20 protein-coding genes and 1 pseudogene are annotated in these 15,274 nt (G+C 38.0%); 4 read left to right on the top strand and 17 right to left on the bottom strand.

Annotation, left to right across the window (positions count from 1 at the left end):
• Nucleotides 1-40: 40 nt before the first annotated feature.
• A complete protein-coding gene (locus ENH88_RS12085; protein ID WP_064664583.1) occupies nucleotides 41-505 on the bottom strand; it encodes a flavodoxin family protein in 465 nt (154 codons plus the stop codon).
• Between the two features lie 99 nt (nucleotides 506-604).
• Between ENH88_RS12085 and soxR the strand changes: the two genes are divergently transcribed.
• Nucleotides 605-1,087 carry a redox-sensitive transcriptional activator SoxR gene (gene soxR, locus ENH88_RS12080; protein WP_304182501.1) on the top strand — a complete coding sequence of 161 codons (483 nt, stop codon included), beginning with the start codon at nucleotides 605-607 and terminating at the stop codon, nucleotides 1,085-1,087.
• A gap of 237 nt (nucleotides 1,088-1,324) precedes the next feature.
• Here the strand turns inward: soxR and ENH88_RS12075 are convergent, their stop codons facing one another.
• Together ENH88_RS12075 and ENH88_RS12070 are read right to left on the bottom strand one after the other, a co-directional pair.
• Nucleotides 1,325-1,768: a GNAT family N-acetyltransferase gene (locus ENH88_RS12075; RefSeq protein ID WP_304182500.1), complete on the bottom strand. Its 444-nt coding sequence runs from the start codon at nucleotides 1,766-1,768 to the stop codon at nucleotides 1,325-1,327.
• A gap of 9 nt (nucleotides 1,769-1,777) precedes the next feature.
• Nucleotides 1,778-2,365 (bottom strand): LysE family translocator, encoded by a 588-nt coding sequence (locus tag ENH88_RS12070; RefSeq protein ID WP_304182571.1) that lies wholly within the window; start codon nucleotides 2,363-2,365, stop codon nucleotides 1,778-1,780.
• 127 nt (nucleotides 2,366-2,492) lie between these two features.
• On the opposite strand from ENH88_RS12070, the gene ENH88_RS12065 reads away from it, so the two are divergent.
• Entirely contained in the window at nucleotides 2,493-3,887 is a 1,395-nt protein-coding gene (locus ENH88_RS12065; RefSeq protein WP_304182499.1) for a PLP-dependent aminotransferase family protein, read from the top strand.
• Nucleotides 3,888-4,221: 334 nt separating this feature from the next.
• A complete protein-coding gene (locus ENH88_RS12060) occupies nucleotides 4,222-5,307 on the top strand; it encodes a rhomboid family intramembrane serine protease (protein WP_304182497.1) in 1,086 nt (361 codons plus the stop codon).
• A gap of 40 nt (nucleotides 5,308-5,347) precedes the next feature.
• Here ENH88_RS12060 and ENH88_RS12055 read toward each other — a convergent pair whose 3' ends face one another.
• Nucleotides 5,348-6,544 carry an iron-containing alcohol dehydrogenase gene (locus tag ENH88_RS12055; protein ID WP_304182496.1) on the bottom strand — a complete coding sequence of 399 codons (1,197 nt, stop codon included), beginning with the start codon at nucleotides 6,542-6,544 and terminating at the stop codon, nucleotides 5,348-5,350.
• 44 nt (nucleotides 6,545-6,588) lie between these two features.
• A complete protein-coding gene (locus ENH88_RS12050; protein ID WP_304182495.1) occupies nucleotides 6,589-6,948 on the bottom strand; it encodes a DUF1294 domain-containing protein in 360 nt (119 codons plus the stop codon).
• Between the two features lie 51 nt (nucleotides 6,949-6,999).
• Between ENH88_RS12050 and ENH88_RS12045 the strand changes: the two genes are divergently transcribed.
• On the top strand, nucleotides 7,000-7,527 hold the full coding sequence (locus ENH88_RS12045; protein WP_283708945.1) for a hypothetical protein: 528 nt from the start codon (nucleotides 7,000-7,002) through the stop codon (nucleotides 7,525-7,527).
• A gap of 99 nt (nucleotides 7,528-7,626) precedes the next feature.
• Here the strand turns inward: ENH88_RS12045 and ENH88_RS12040 are convergent, their stop codons facing one another.
• The 12 genes and pseudogenes from ENH88_RS12040 to ENH88_RS11985 all read right to left on the bottom strand — a co-directional run.
• Nucleotides 7,627-8,793 carry a lipase family protein gene (locus ENH88_RS12040; RefSeq protein ID WP_304182494.1) on the bottom strand — a complete coding sequence of 389 codons (1,167 nt, stop codon included), beginning with the start codon at nucleotides 8,791-8,793 and terminating at the stop codon, nucleotides 7,627-7,629.
• Between the two features lie 32 nt (nucleotides 8,794-8,825).
• A complete protein-coding gene (locus tag ENH88_RS12035) occupies nucleotides 8,826-9,341 on the bottom strand; it encodes a DUF6795 domain-containing protein (protein ID WP_304182493.1) in 516 nt (171 codons plus the stop codon).
• Between the two features lie 185 nt (nucleotides 9,342-9,526).
• Nucleotides 9,527-10,315: a hypothetical protein gene (locus ENH88_RS12030; protein WP_304182492.1), complete on the bottom strand. Its 789-nt coding sequence runs from the start codon at nucleotides 10,313-10,315 to the stop codon at nucleotides 9,527-9,529.
• Between the two features lie 60 nt (nucleotides 10,316-10,375).
• The gene (locus ENH88_RS12025) at nucleotides 10,376-10,642 is read right to left on the bottom strand and encodes a hypothetical protein (RefSeq protein ID WP_304182491.1); all 267 of its coding nucleotides are present in this window, start codon (nucleotides 10,640-10,642) and stop codon (nucleotides 10,376-10,378) included.
• Between the two features lie 73 nt (nucleotides 10,643-10,715).
• Nucleotides 10,716-11,318 carry a hypothetical protein gene (locus ENH88_RS12020; RefSeq protein ID WP_304182490.1) on the bottom strand — a complete coding sequence of 201 codons (603 nt, stop codon included), beginning with the start codon at nucleotides 11,316-11,318 and terminating at the stop codon, nucleotides 10,716-10,718.
• Nucleotides 11,315-12,082 (bottom strand): ChaN family lipoprotein, encoded by a 768-nt coding sequence (locus ENH88_RS12015; protein WP_304182489.1) that lies wholly within the window; start codon nucleotides 12,080-12,082, stop codon nucleotides 11,315-11,317. Before ENH88_RS12015 ends, ENH88_RS12020 begins: the two co-directional genes overlap by 4 nt.
• A gap of 47 nt (nucleotides 12,083-12,129) precedes the next feature.
• A complete protein-coding gene (locus tag ENH88_RS12010; RefSeq protein ID WP_304182488.1) occupies nucleotides 12,130-12,576 on the bottom strand; it encodes a hypothetical protein in 447 nt (148 codons plus the stop codon).
• Nucleotides 12,573-13,391 carry a TIGR02594 family protein gene (locus tag ENH88_RS12005; protein ID WP_304182487.1) on the bottom strand — a complete coding sequence of 273 codons (819 nt, stop codon included), beginning with the start codon at nucleotides 13,389-13,391 and terminating at the stop codon, nucleotides 12,573-12,575. The genes ENH88_RS12010 and ENH88_RS12005 overlap by 4 nt, the downstream gene beginning before the upstream one ends.
• A 284-nt stretch (nucleotides 13,392-13,675) precedes the next feature.
• On the bottom strand, nucleotides 13,676-14,032 hold the full coding sequence (locus ENH88_RS12000; RefSeq protein ID WP_304182486.1) for a hypothetical protein: 357 nt from the start codon (nucleotides 14,030-14,032) through the stop codon (nucleotides 13,676-13,678).
• Nucleotides 14,033-14,083: 51 nt separating this feature from the next.
• Nucleotides 14,084-14,503 (bottom strand): tetratricopeptide repeat protein, encoded by a 420-nt coding sequence (locus ENH88_RS11995; RefSeq protein WP_304182485.1) that lies wholly within the window; start codon nucleotides 14,501-14,503, stop codon nucleotides 14,084-14,086.
• The gene (locus ENH88_RS11990; protein WP_304182484.1) at nucleotides 14,503-14,925 is read right to left on the bottom strand and encodes a hypothetical protein; all 423 of its coding nucleotides are present in this window, start codon (nucleotides 14,923-14,925) and stop codon (nucleotides 14,503-14,505) included. Before ENH88_RS11990 ends, ENH88_RS11995 begins: the two co-directional genes overlap by 1 nt.
• 2 nt (nucleotides 14,926-14,927) lie before the next feature.
• Nucleotides 14,928-15,274, bottom strand: a pseudogene (locus tag ENH88_RS11985) (GH-E family nuclease); the annotation flags it as partial.

Raw genomic sequence — 15,274 nt, 5'->3', positions numbered from 1 at the left:
CTTTTTACTTTTTTGTTTAGCCTAACTCGATTACCACTATTTAACTAGCCTGAACATGTGAATGTGCTTTAAAAGTCATCCCTAGATAATTAAAGGTATGTTTAAACATAGCTATAAATGCGTCTGGCGCTGAGGGAGAGGTAGCATTAGACAACAGTGAAAACTGTTTTTGGCGCAAGGTTCTAAGCTTAGGTTTTAACGCCTCGTCATCCATGTAATCTGTGATCCTATCCATAAACGCCTTCATTTGTGGCGTAGTGTTATACCAATACACAGGGGATGCGAACACCCAATGATCATAACGTAATAACACTTCAAACAAATTATAAAAATCATCATTTTTATATTGCTTGTCATAACGATAAGGTGAAATCACATAGTCATCTAAGCAAAAAACAATGCCGCTTTGTTGCTTGCTATACGCATTCGCTTGCGCGGTAGTATTACCATTTTTACGGCCACTTGAATAAATGATTGCGGTGTTATGTGCTGATTTTTCTTGCATTGGGTTAGCTCCTTTTTTTATGATGGAGCAAAGCTTAAAACCTCAAGCTAACTTAAGGTCAACAAGCAATCTGTAAATTTTTTAAAAAGAAGCAAAACTATGACCGTTCAACAAAAACAACTCGTCGAAGCTAACTTAACGGTAGGTTATGTGGCTAAACGCAGCGGCGTAAAAGTATCAACACTGCACTTTTACGAAACCAAAGGGTTGATCCGCAGCTGGCGTAACAACGGCAACCAACGCCGCTATAAACCCGATGTACTGCGCCGCGTAGCCGTGATCAAAGCAGCGCAAACAATGGGCATAACGCTTGAAGAAATCAAACAAACACTGGCAACCCTACCCGAGCAACGTACCCCAACTAAAGAAGATTGGTCAGCACTATCAAAAAACTGGCAAGCACAACTTGATGAACGGATTGCCTTTATGCAGCGCCTACGCGAGCGAGTTGACGGCTGCATCGGCTGCGGTTGCCTGTCAATGACCAAGTGCCCTATTTACAATAAAGACGACTACTTAGGTGAGGAACAAAGCGGGGCTGTGCTTTTGAATAACCCTCAAAAAGAATTAAACAATGGGTAAATTAAAGTAGTGACGCAGTAGCAGGTTTTGCCAGTTCACAATAGGCGAGTTTAACTGCACGCATTAAAACGTTCAATCCGTACTTAATTTTGCCGTTTTATACCAATCGTTTTAAGTTACTGACCATTTATAGCGACAGATAAATGGAGTGATAACAAGGCATAAATTTTGACATATAGTTGTTCTACATGAAAAATTTATAACGCAGTTAGCGCTTTATTTAGCTCGCTAGAATGGTTAAATATTTAAGTCGATTGGTATTAATACAGTTGAGTACCCGCCAACTAAACATTTTTCCATTGCGAGATTGGGGTTTACTTGGCTTTGAAAACCAAATTGTTGATAAAGCGAATGAGCGTCTCTTGTTGTCAGTGTAAAACGGCGCAACGATTGCAACTCAGGGTGGCTCATTACATGATCCATCAGCTTTTTACCCAACCCTTGTCCTCTAAATTGCTCTAACACAAATACATCCAATAAGTTGGCGAAAGTAGCTCGGTCAGTCACCACTCTTGCAAATGCCAGCAGTTGATTATTTTCAATTAATGCAAAGCACAGTGAATGTGCGAACGCTTTTTCTAACCGTTCACGACTAATGCCTTTACTCCAATAACTTCGTTCAGATAAAAACTCAAACGCTTGGGTAAATTGTTGTGCTGACAATTGCTGAGTAAATTTCATTTCAACTCCTTATAACGTGTTCGACTTTGATATAAAGACTAATGGTATTGATGCCGCAAGAAATAATGACATAACCCAATTAAAACGTTTAAAGGTAGTTGGCTTATTTAAAAATTGTCGCATGTATTTGCCAAAGTTTACCCAAAACAAACCTGAGCAAGCCGCGACAAGATTAAAAATAACCACGCCCAAAATTGCAGAAGGCCAATAGGCACTCCCAGGTAAAGTAAGTGCGGTACAAAGTGTCATTAACACGGCATATGACTTAGGATTGATCAACTGAAAAAGCATGCCTTGATAGAAGTTTAAAGGCCTCGCTTGAGCATTCTCCCCTTTCATTTGAGAGCTACTAGCCACCTTGTATGCTAAATATAAAATATAACCACTGGCACAAAGCTGTAGAAAAAAATGCAGTTTTGGCTGCATTAAAAAAAGTTTTCCTAATCCTAATAGCATTGCTAAATGCATTATCGTCATACCAGCTCGAATACCCAGTAGGTGCGGCAGGGTTTTAGTCACGCCAAAATGTGTGCCTGAGTGAGTAAGCAAAATGTTATTAGGCCCCGGCGTGATTGACGCAGCAAAACAAAATAGCATGAGAGCAGGTGCAAGCTCAAAAACATTAACTGTATTCATAATGATTAATTGTATTGATACAATATTGTGGTTGTTTAATAACTATTAATTGTCATAATTATATAAAATCATCAACATTTTTATTGTTATGAATACAATTTACAAACCCGATCACACTCTGTTTAGTCGCCTATGTGACACCCAACCCAAATATCGCGCATTAGCCGCTTTAATTGAACACGCTATTGACAGCAAAATGCTGTCCTTTGAGCAAAAATTACCGGCCCAACGGCTACTCGCTGACAGCTTAAATATTACACATGGCACAGTAACTCGTGCTTATGCATTGCTTGAGCAACGAGGATTGGTTACTGCAAAATTAGGGGCTGGCACCTTTGTAAGTAAAGTAGCGGAGTTAAGTCATTTTGAGGGCGACACAGACTTTGCCTCAAGCATGCAACCGATGATGGGGCAACAGCATGTTATGACGAATGCCCTGCAATCGTTGTCAGAGGATCAAAGTGCATTAACTGATGTGATGGTTTATAAACTCAACGGGCTTGCCTCACATCAGCGATTTTTTAAACAATGGCTGGCAAATAAGGGCTTTGATTGCTTAAATCATCCACTGATATTTACCCAAGGCGCTCAGCAAGGAATATTCACAACACTAGCAACCTTGTGTGAAAGTGGCGATACTGTCATCGCAGAATCTATGTGCTACCCAGGTTTTTATCATGCCTGTCACTCACTTAAACTATCATTAGCGCAAGTCGATATGCATAACGAAGGAATTGATCTTAACCAAATTGAAGCATTGTGTAAGTCGCGCACAATTAAAGCGGTGTATATCACGCCAAACTGTCAAAACCCCACAAATATTCGCTATAGCAGTGACAATTTAAACGCCCTGCTGGCGCTGAGTCGCCGGTATAACTTTTTCATCATTGAAGATGACGTAAATTACTGTTTGCCTGAGCATTGGCGATTACCATTATGGCAGCAAGCACCTGATCGGGTGTTTTATATTTCAAGCTTTTCAAAATATTTTGCAGGCGGGCTTAGAGCCGGTTACTTGTTGTCTCCGATGCTTTGGGAGCAACCGATTTTAAAACAACTGCATAGCGAATGTTGGGCTGTTTCCTCAATGAATTTTGAGTTAATAATGCGCGCCATTAAAAGTAATGAGTTTACTTATAATCAAACTAAGCTTGCAGATGAGATACGCTATCGTATTGAACAAATAAAAAAGCTGCTTGAAACTTATGAGATAGATGCTCAGTTTGCCAGTTTAAATGTGTATATTCCCTTAGCCCAGTCGCAGAATATGTTTGAGTTTTGCGGCGTATTAAAAGCGCATAAGGTAATAGTAAGGACGTTAGACGCCTTTATCCGCGACGTTCCAGCCCTAAAAGCGGATAGTCCAAATGGTGTTCGCCTCACCCTAGGCGGGCCTGCAACTCGAGCTGAGTTTGACTTAGGCGTAACCCGCGTAGAAGCCGCTTTAAAGCAATTTAATCAAACATTTGAGGTGGTTATTTAAAAAATGGGATATACATGAGCTCTCCATAATGTGAATAACCACAGTATTTAGACAACGTAATACTTCTAAATAATATAAATGAATCCAACCCCTTGTATTTTCTTCTAATTCAAAACACCTTACCTAAAATATGCAGCAAATTACCATCAACTGATTGTTAAAACCACAGAATTCAAGTAGCCTATCGCGCTCAAAAAGGAAGCGAAGTGATAAAGGAGATATCAATTGGAATCGATCCAACAAACACTACCACGGCTAAAATTTAGTACATTAAATCTACAACAAGAATTAAAGCAAAACGATATAATTATCGGCTCATTAAAGGAGACTGATAATGCCAACTAAACGCTGCCCGCACTGTAAAGATCACCCTTTGGATATTACTCATTATCAAGGTGAAGAGATAGATATCTGTCGCGAATGCGGTGGCTTATGGTTTGAAAAAAATGAAGTAAACCGTATGATTGCTGAGCTCAACGAAGGGCCAATCGGTGAAAAATACGAAACTCATTTTGGTGAATCATTAGGTATTTCCAAGCTTGACTGCCCTGATTGCAATAAGAACCTTGAACGTTTTCATCTATTAGAAGACTTTCATACTGAGATTGATGTATGCCGTCACTGCAATGGCAGTTGGATTGAAAAAAATCAATTAGAAAGTGTCGAGCATAGCCCTAAGCTCAAAGCCAGCCTCGATAAACTAAATAAAACAATCAGCTGGAAAACCTATCTCTTTCAGTTTTTAACGCAAATGCCTGTTGAATATAATCTCAAACCCAAACAAACACCGTGGGTTACGCGCAGTTTAATCGCTTTGAACGCAATTATTTTTACGCTGTACTTTTTTAACACAACTGCGTTTGCAATGACGCTTGATTTATTTGCTATGAATCCTAGTAAGTTATCGCAAGGCGAACACCTTTGGACGGTTGTAACTTGCGTATTTTTACATGGCTCTATACTGCACTTAGTTGGCAATATGTACTTTTTGTATATTATCGGCGACAACCTTGAAGATGTACTTGGTCATAAAAAGTTTCTGTTTTGGTATATGCTTTGTGGTTTAGCGGCCTCCTTTGCAAGCTTTATCGTTCAGCCAAGCTCCACCATTCCAAGCGTTGGTGCCAGTGGTGCAATCGCAGGACTATTTGGCATGTACTTAATGTGGTTTAGACACGCCAGTCTTACTTTTATGTTTATAATTTATCAAAAGAAATTATCGGCAGTGTGGTTTTTTGTTATTTGGTTAGCAATCAACATTTTTGGCATGCTTGCAGCACCCGACGGCGTTGATTATGGTGCGCATATTGGTGGCTTTATCACAGGGTTGTTAATTGGCTTTGTACTTAAATCAAAAATTACTGAGCATAATCCTATTCTTAAATTACTAAACCAACCCGAAGCACAAATAAAACGCTAACAATAGCTACAACCTTCCTATCGATGATCGGAAGGTTGCTTTATTTATCCGTGCTGACTTTACTAATAATCACTTGGCACTGCGCTTCACTCATAAACTTTGGCACCGGATAATTCCAATTTGCTTCTGCTATGGCTGACTTCGCTAATAAAGGGATGTCAGTGCGTTTAACTTCTTCTAAGTAGCGTGGAATTGCCAAATCAGTGAGTAACTGCTCGAGTGTAACTAAAAACGTTGCGGCTTTCTCAGTGCGCGTTTGCTGCAAACTGGTTAGCTGACAATAATCAGCGATCTCCGCTAATTTATTATCTATAGTACTGCCATAAAAGCGCAAAACCGGCATCAATACCACACTATTAGCCAAGCCATGCGCTGTACCATATTGAGCACCAAACTGATGGGCAATGGCATGAACATAGCCAACCGATGCGCGAGTAAATGCTTGACCCGCATAAAATGAAGCTAATAGCATATTTTCACGCGCGGCTAAATCATCACCATTTTTATATGCGATCAGTAAATTTTTTAAAATAAGCTCAATCGCCATCAATGATCGTTTATTACTAAAGGCCAAACCATTAATACCCACATAGGCTTCTATTGCATGCGTAAGCGCATCAATACCTGTAGTCGCTGTGATATGTGCAGGTACTGATTGAGTAAACTCAGGGATCAATACAGCGTCACTTGGTACTAAAGTAAAATCTGTTGCCGCATATTTTTGCTGTGCATTGGGGTCATTAACCACTGCCGCTACCGTTGTCTCTGAGCCTGTTCCTGCTGTTGTTGGAATAGCGCACAAAGTCGGGAGCTTGTTGATAACTTTAAACAAACCTTTGAGCTGGGCAACCGACTTATTAGGTTGAACCGTTCGAGCAGCAATTAGCTTGGCACAATCAAGCACAGAGCCACCACCTATCGCGATAATACATTCACATTGATACTGTCGGTAGAGTAATAACCCGTCTTCAACGTTGTTGACCGTAGGGTTAGCATTTACATCACTAAATAACTGCCAAGGGATTTGCTGTTCATCGAGGTGAGCAAGAATAGGCTCAATCACCTTTAAATTTTTTAACGTGTTATCGGTTACAACAAAAATAGGCCTAACGGGTTTAAGCAATAGTAGCCATTGTTTAAACCCCGCAATACCTTGATATAAATTAGGATTTGGAATGCCGATAAAGATAACGATGCACTTTAAAATAAAATGGTAACCACGATAGAGAATACGCATAAGCTCAAAGGGGGTTATTCTATGTCAGCTGATAATGCACCAATCTACATGAATTGCCAATAATAGACACTAGTCAAAACGCTGCAATTAATCAAAATGGTTAACCAAAGCACAGCAATAAATGCCCGTTTTTGCGATTTATGCCTTAACCATTGCTGGGCAATAAGCGCTCCCGGCCAACCACACAATAAGGCTAAAATATGTAAACTGCGCTCCGGTACTCTAATAGGTTGCTCAGTTGACTCTATTGCTAAACGTTTATCCCATTTATACACTAAAAACGTAATACTACTCATAGTGCCGTAAATACTCGCCACAAAATAAGGCCAATAGCCAAGCAGTCCGCCAATCACTAATACAGCTAAAAAACTAACAGAAAAAAGCAATAATGTTTTTTTAATCAAAGAACTCTCGCCTATACTACAATAAAATAACTCTAAAAATAGGCTGCAATTATGTCATATCTAAAAACACTTTTACTATCTTTTTGCTTGTTCTGCGCTGGGGCTAGTCACGCCCAAGCGACTGATTTAGCGCCAGAGCTGGAAGTATTTAAACCCTACCTTGGTACATGGCAAGCTGATTTTGATGTTGGCGATAACAAACCAAAAATTCAAGATGTAGGCCGCTGGGAACGTGCGCTCAATGGTAAAGCCATTCGAACCGCTCACTCTATTAATGAAGGGGAATATGGCGGTGAATCAATGATTTTTTGGGACAGCAAAAAACAGTCATTGGTATTTTATTACTTCACCACCGCAGGTTTTTATACACAAGGCACTATGAACGTATTGAGCCCAACTCAGTTTGTGGCGTACGAAACGGTAACAGGGTCTAAAGAAGGGATCACAAAAGTTAAATCGACCAGTGATTTTAAAGATGGGCAATTTATCGTCTCTACCTCTTATTTAAAAAAAGGCGAATGGACAAAACCTGAAAAACGTATTTACACTCGCAGTAACAAACAGGTTATTTTTAAATAAAAAACCAGCAGCTAAGATCTGCAAAGCGCATATAGATTGAGTTAACTATTAGGCGTATTTACAAGGGCTGTTTTATAACTAAACAGCCCTTTTGAAAAATCAACCTAAACCATTTAAGCCGTCTTTAGCTGCTTGATATAAAGCACCTAAGGTTGAATCGAAAACCCAACGAATAAAACTGTAAGTTAATTCTACGGCTGTACTAATAACCTTTCCGGCAAACACTAACATATGTCCGAGTAAACCGAGTGTTTGTGATGCAAAAGAAGCCGAGGCTTTCGCTATTTTATCTAAAGTGCGCGCCAACATATCGTAAAAGGTTAAACCTGTGCCAATACTTGCTTGTGCAACAACAGCACTGTAATAACCCGCATCTTTTAATAAAGTGATTAAGGCCGCACTTAATTTATCTGACCAATGTGAATTAAATGAAGCTTGATTTCTGTCAGCAAAATCTAAACGTACAGGCGTTGCTAAAAAGTGATTAGCTTGTACGGTTAAATTTCTCCAATCATTGCTATTAGCGGTGTTGATATAGCCAGGTGTGCCATTTAATTTATGCGCAGCTCCTTTTAAGCCTTGGCCATTATCCAGACGGATCTCTTGGCCATTATATGGTACGTGTGAAAACGGCCATAATGGCACTTTAGCAACCGGATCCGCACCATGTGTGCAGCGATAAACCTTATCAATCCTTGATGTTGCGGCTCTGGCAAAACCATCTAAACCTACTCGAGGTGAGCCAAAGGTATAAAGCTTAACAGGCAAAGAGTATTCAGCTTTGATCCAATCCGCAGATAAACTTGCTAAAGCACCACCTAAGCTGTGGCCAACAACATGAACACAGCCATTAATTTTATCTCTAATATTAGCAGTAATAAATTCTTGAAGTGCCGGTTTCATCGTGTAAAACGTTTTATTAAACCCAGCATGCACCATGCTACCATTTGAGCCACCACTTAAACCAAAGTTGCCATCAGTTAAGCCATCACGTAATGACGCTGTGCCTCTAATAGCAATAACGGAGTCACCTTTAAAAGCACCTTCCCCGTGTCCAACTAATCCAAAGCCAGTACTTAAATTAAATAAGTGTGAAAAAAAGCCACCCGATACACCTTGTATCGCGCCCGAATTAACAGAAAAATTAAAATTTCCACGCAAAGAGGAATGTAAAAGCCCATTCACTAATTTTGTGCTTTTCATTTCTTTTGCGTCATAGGCTAAAGACGCCAATTGCACTGCTTGTGTAGGTGTTAAAGTATTCATATAAGTTCCCTTTAAATGATTATGTCAAAAGGTTAAAGTTTGCATGATGTATAGATTGCGAAAGTATGACTTGTATCTTCTTTAATAGGTATATCGTATGTCTTTGGTTGTTCAGAAACATCACAAACTAAATCTGCAAGTAGTCTTTCTAATGTTTCACTTTGTTCATGTAAAATAACTCTAACAGCCCACAAAACAATACCTTCAGGTGTGCCATTTTCTAAATAGATGTGCTGAATCAACGATTCATTATCAAACATGCTAGAAGGTTTAGCCGTTTTAATGGTTTTTTCTGCAAAAGAAAAATAACCATTCGCATCCGTTATTGCTTCATCTACATATTCATCACCATAAGTGAGTGAACGAATAACTTTAGTGTTAGCAATGGGCTGCCCATCATCCAATAACTGCCCTTTTACAGGAGCTGATAAAACAAATTCTTGTTTATTAAAAAAACCAAACATATCTGCCAAAGCCTGTGTTGAAGTAAAAAAAACAATGGTAATAGATGCAATTACCAATAAAGAAACTTTTAAACGTGTTAACAAGATACACAATCTCCTTAAACTAGCCTCACAATACACTTTTCATATTGCTGTTTAATAGTGTTTTAGGCTCTACATTATTAATGTTTTAAGCTTAATGGCATTACCGCCCGACTAAAATCAATTCTAATTAGGTACAAGGTTAACTGCAAGTGTTTAGCATAAAAAATAAGCATTAATAATGACACTTAACTAAAAAACACCTCATAAACAAACTTACAAATCACACTAAACCCAAGCCCCATCATCAATATATAGCCATACAAAAACGCAATAGCTCCACCTGATGCATCCGCTATTTTATCTATTTCGATACACATAGAACAAAAAATGAAAAAGATAAAAAAGTTAGCAGTTAATCCTAAAATAAAGGCATCACCAAATAAGGGGGAAATACCCGCCAATAAAGCACAGAGCATAATGAGTATGCCTGATAGAGCATCTTTTAATGAAAACTTATGCTCGATAATTTTGAGTACTAAGGTCACTACCATTAATGCTAAAAAATAAACCGTAGGCTTAAACTGGCTATACAAATAATCCACACTAAACATTTGGCTAATCGTCAATGAGGGTTCTTCTGCTGGGTTTAAATTTTGTGTTATCGCATTTGTAGAGTCATCGGTAAAAAAATAAGCTGTCGCAACAATAATTAACTTTATTATTCCAAAAAAGATAAAACTTGCGACCACAAACCCTATTGAGTCATCTCTGGTCAATCGCTTGTTTGCTTTACTTTCTACAATTTTAGCTAGCAATACACCCAATAAGCACACACTACCTAAATAAAGCAGTGCGACCCAAAACTGATCAAGGTAAAAAACCGATAAACCTGGGGCGATAAATAAAAACATTGAATCTTCATTATCTAACGAGCTTTTGGGCTCAATACTGTGTTTTGACTGTTTAAAAAGTGCTAAATAAACAAATAAAGGCTGTAAAAACAACATTAAAATACAGGTGGTTATAAGGGTCATTGATCATCCTTGATTGCAGCCAAAACAATACTCCCAGTGTTTTGGTTAATACTTAACTAATTAACGATTTATTTTTTGAAAGTAGGTTTTCAGCTTTAATAAACCCGACTCAAGCTCAAATTTTTGTATTTTAGGGTTTTTAAACTTAAACCCGTTTGAAACGTGGGTATTAATCATCGTCGCCATGCCTTCAAAGCCCGTGGGCGCACTTGCGACTAAATCGCTAAGTAACGGCTGAATAAGCGGTTGATGCTCTTCAATTAAGTTAGGGTTCTCGTATATATCGTATACAAGATTGGTTAGTGTTTGTTGGTGTTGTTGTTCCATAGTTATTTCTATTCGAACCTTTTTAGTTGATTAATAGTTTCATCTAAACATATCCAGCAAGCTCTCGCGTAAATTAATTACTAGCTTTATTCATCTCAATTTGTGCTTCTGCTTTCAATGACTTCGCTAGTGAATCGCTACCATCACCTTCATTATGATCAATCACATATTGAGCATTCTCGATAACTTTAGGCCAATTTTCTAGTCTTTTATAGATTTCAGCTAAGTCATAATGTACAGACATCAAACGACGAGGGTGGACGTTTTTGCCTTGCTTCAAAAAAAGCTCGTACAAACGAGCCGATTCTTTAGGATTATTTTCTACAAAGAGACCACCGTCATAGAGCCATGCTAACTTTTCGATAGCTAAAAGCTCATTTTTTAGAACGCGTGAGCGCAACTCTTTCACATAACGTGAGCCATCACCAGTATGGTACCCAATATATAACAAGGAATCCCAAGCCCCCATCTTGTAGGCTTTTTCACACCATGCTTCTAATTGCTCAGGCGCATACATCAAACTTTTTTGGCATTGTCTAGCCACTGTATCCATAGATAATTTGGGGTCATTGATATTTAGATCAGGCCATAAAGTGCTTGATAAAGATTTAGCCTGTATTTGAAAGGCATAAAAGCTTAAAATAAAACTTAATATGAATATTTTTCCTAACATCACAGCGAACCATCCCTCATTAACCCACTTTCAGGAATATGAACTTGGTAAGACTGAACGGCTGATTTAAAAGGTAACCCTCTACGGAAGAAATACAGTTTTTTAAGTGAACTAGCCTCATCAGAGTAACCTTTACAGTCTCTTTCAGTTAGACACGCAATTCCCCCTATAAAATCAATATATCTTATATGATTAACCCCCAGCGTTTTAATAATTGTATCGATACCTAACTCATACTCAGATGCCTTAATTGCATGCCAACGATGCATAAACGCAATCACACGATACTCTTTACTGTCACTCAATATATTAGCAATAAGACCTGCCCAGTTTTCGTTTCGGACACTGTGAGTGCTTTTGCATTTTCCAGTTGTATATTGGCTATAAGAGCAAGCTTTATCCATCTCTTCCATTAGCTCAGGTGTCACATCCAAAGCTACAATTTTTAAACCTATATCTCGAGCAACTTTAACCAATTCACCATAAGCTTTAGGAACTAAATACCCCCAGGCCCAATTTTCATTGAAATATTGCTGAATTTGATTAAAACCTTTACCTGTGCGTTGATAAAACTCTATTTTTTCTTGCATAGAGCGAGGTAGCATTTCCATTGCAAAATGAGTGAAGCCAGCGGCTTTAAGTTGCTTAAGCGCCTTAATCGCTTCATATTTGTAAATTGCGGGATTATGGCTTGATTCGCCCAGCATAACTAAACGAGCATTACTGGCCATTGTTCTGTAATTTACATCCGTGTTTATTTTATTCATTGTATTTCCATATAAGTTTATTTAACTTTTATAATTACTGCACAGCGCTATTCGCACCAATCTGCGTCTGTACTTATTTTTTCTACATTACTTTTATTTTCAGTTAGCCACGTATCAATAACTAATGAAGGTTTAAATTCAGAGCCTGTGCCTGGCCAATAATATGTTCCCTTTTCATCCAAACAAAGCGCTACATAAACAGGTGCAGAATTAAAAACAACATCTTCACCTTGCTCCACAACCATCTCATAGCTTAGCTTTTTATGAGTTTTACCTTTGTATGTTGCTAGCACTTCAGCAAAGTAAACGTGCTTTTCAGATTCATCCTCTTCACGTAAAATTTCAACATTTGTGATTTTTACTTTAGCCAAATAGTGCACATTTTTAATTACTTCTTTAAAACCTTTCAATTCCAAAAGTTCAGCACTTTTGGCATAAACAACGTGAGTTGAAGCAAATAAAACAAAAAGAATGACAAGTACTTTTTTCATCATGCCTCACTCCCCGCAACGGATGCTTTTTGAGTATAAATAGGTAGACTAGCCGATGAAGGGTCAAAATTAGCAGGCACTACAAAGTCATCCCACAATTCCTTTTTATACTTTGCAACATTAACACTGTTACTTTGATTACCTCCGAGCATATATAAGTAATTTCCATCAGCACTTTGACCTACGACAAAAGCAACATGACCTCCCCCCTTTCGAGATTTAATGCCTATAGCCCCGTAAACAGGTTTATCAAGAGGCTTGCCAAAACTAGCCCATTCTTTTGCTCTAAAAGCATTTTTAACAGGCTCCATATTATTCTGCTTCATAACCCAAGCAACAAAAGAGCCGCACCATGCATTTTGACCACCACTATCATCACTCCCCCAGAATTTTGATGCTTTAAAGTATTCCAAAATCTGTGGATTTGCTTTTATACCCGGAATTTCAGCCTCACCAACCTCTGCGATAGCCGTTTTCATCCAAAATGCATTTGTAGCTGGCATTTTTAGTGCAGTATTTACACCACTAATTGCAACCTGACTTGCTAATTTCTCATTTATTTTTCGATGTGTTCGTCCATTAGGATCTATTTTTCCATCGGGGCGAACCATGTTTAATACTTTGCTTTGGAATAATTTAATGGCTGCAATAGTTTTTGAGTTTTCAGGGCGAGGGTTTAACCGACCATCCACAATTAAAGCTTGTGTAGGTGGGATAAGTTTAAGTAATTTATTCAACGCCGTTTGCACCGCTTTTACATCGTTTAAGCTATTTGTTCCACCAAGCCCTACGGCTTGAGTTATTCTTATTGCTGACATTAAAAAATCCTTTTTCTTTGTTATGTTTTTATATTACTGATTGAGCTATATGGACCAACTGCATATTCATAGCTCATTGCAAATAACAGCTCTTATGCGGTGAAGTTACATTCTTAATTCTTTGAATAACATTCCTTAACTTCGTCCCATAATTTCATTGCGCCACTTACATACTCGTCACCCCACCTTTCTTTAAATTGCTTGCTGGGGTTGTTTTTTAGCGTAAATGAAGCAACGTCTTGAAGTGTTAAGTGAGTCGTATTTATACACATCAGAATAAACAATTAACTTTTTGGTAACTTACAATACAGGTTTTCTAGAGCAGTAATCACGGAAGAGTCAGGTACTAAGCAGTGCACTGAAACCAAATGTAAAATAGATGAGTCTACAATTAAATTTATTTCTCCATTGGGGATTCTGTACTCATATTTGGATATAACTTTATTTTCCTCATGTAATAAAAAATTTTTTTCATTACATATAGGACAAATTGCTATATGGCGTCTTTTATTAATTACCTCTGTCTTATCTAGAGCATCCAAAAACCATTTCAAAAAAGCTTGTTTCTCTGAATTTGATTTAAACTCATTACTCATTAAATCTAAATTGATCTTACGATCATTTGGCTTACGTGAAATCACTCACAGCTCCTTGTTAATAACTAGTCATGCATCAAGCACAGCTCATATAGCCTATAAATTCACTTCAGAAGACAGAAAATCATAAAAAAACTGCCCTTCTTCTTCATGATCATCAAAAATCTCTTTACCAGTAAGCATGTAGGCTTTTAACAGTGAATTTTTACTACTATCTTTATCACCAAGTTGGTAATAACATTGCCCTATTCTAAAGTGGATAAATGCATTTTCATTTGCTTCAGGATAATTTAAGGCGTCTAATAAAGAGTCTAAAGACTTTTCATATTCATCAATCATGTAAAAACTATCACCAATCGAAACCTTGAGCCACAGTGCTTCATTCCAATCTTCATCAGGATCAACAATTAAATCAAATGCTTTTTGCCAAATGGCTATAGCACCTAAAAAATCGTCTTCATCGAACAAGTCATTACCTTGTTCGCAATACCGCTCTATTTGATCATGAATATCCATTATTTATACTCACTATAGAAAGTTTTATACTTCTTCGGCTGACTAACAAAGCAGCGCCCTTTAGATATTGTATTCGCTTTATCAAACCACACTTTTGCTAGCTCTAGTTCACCTTGCTCAAAATAAATGGTTCCCTTTAAGAATATAGGACCATCTTGATATGGCTTTAAATTTCCAAATTCAAAAAGTTCATCCAAAATCGCATGAGCTTCATTATAAAGCTCTAACTCTTTGTACATATCACATATTCCAGATACAAAGCTGAGAGTTACGTCCCAGTCGAATTTAGGCTCAGGTAATAACTCCCATGCTTTTTCTGCTTGCTCTTTCGCCGTATTAAAATCTTTTTTTTCTAATGCTTCATAGGCCGCGATATAGAGTGCATCGATTTTATCTCTCAAATTTACAGGTAAGTTTTTCATATCTATCCTAAAGGTGGTTCATAACGTTCTTTCAGTTTGGCTCCAGCGGAGCGATTTAAACTGTAATGATCTAGAGTATAATTATTTGAATCTAACATCCATTTTCGAACTTGTTTAGATTTAGCGCCATGTTTACGCCCAGTCGTATTCCAGTATTTTACCGCATCCATTGGCTCATGCGCCATATCAGCTTCGGATAAAGGATACCATTCACCATCACTCGCTTGGAATTCAGGACCTTTAAAAGAGGATCTTATTTTCCCCTCCGCTTTCATTCTATTAATCACTTCTTTGCCTGTTTTTGATTTTTTACCCGGCGTGCGACCTAGGTACTTCAGGCGTAATGATT

The sequence above is a fragment of the Pseudoalteromonas prydzensis genome (genome assembly GCF_011050055.1).
GTDB classification, from domain to species: Bacteria; Pseudomonadota; Gammaproteobacteria; order Enterobacterales; family Alteromonadaceae; genus Pseudoalteromonas; species Pseudoalteromonas prydzensis_A.
This window is presented reverse-complemented; position numbering and strand designations above follow the sequence as displayed.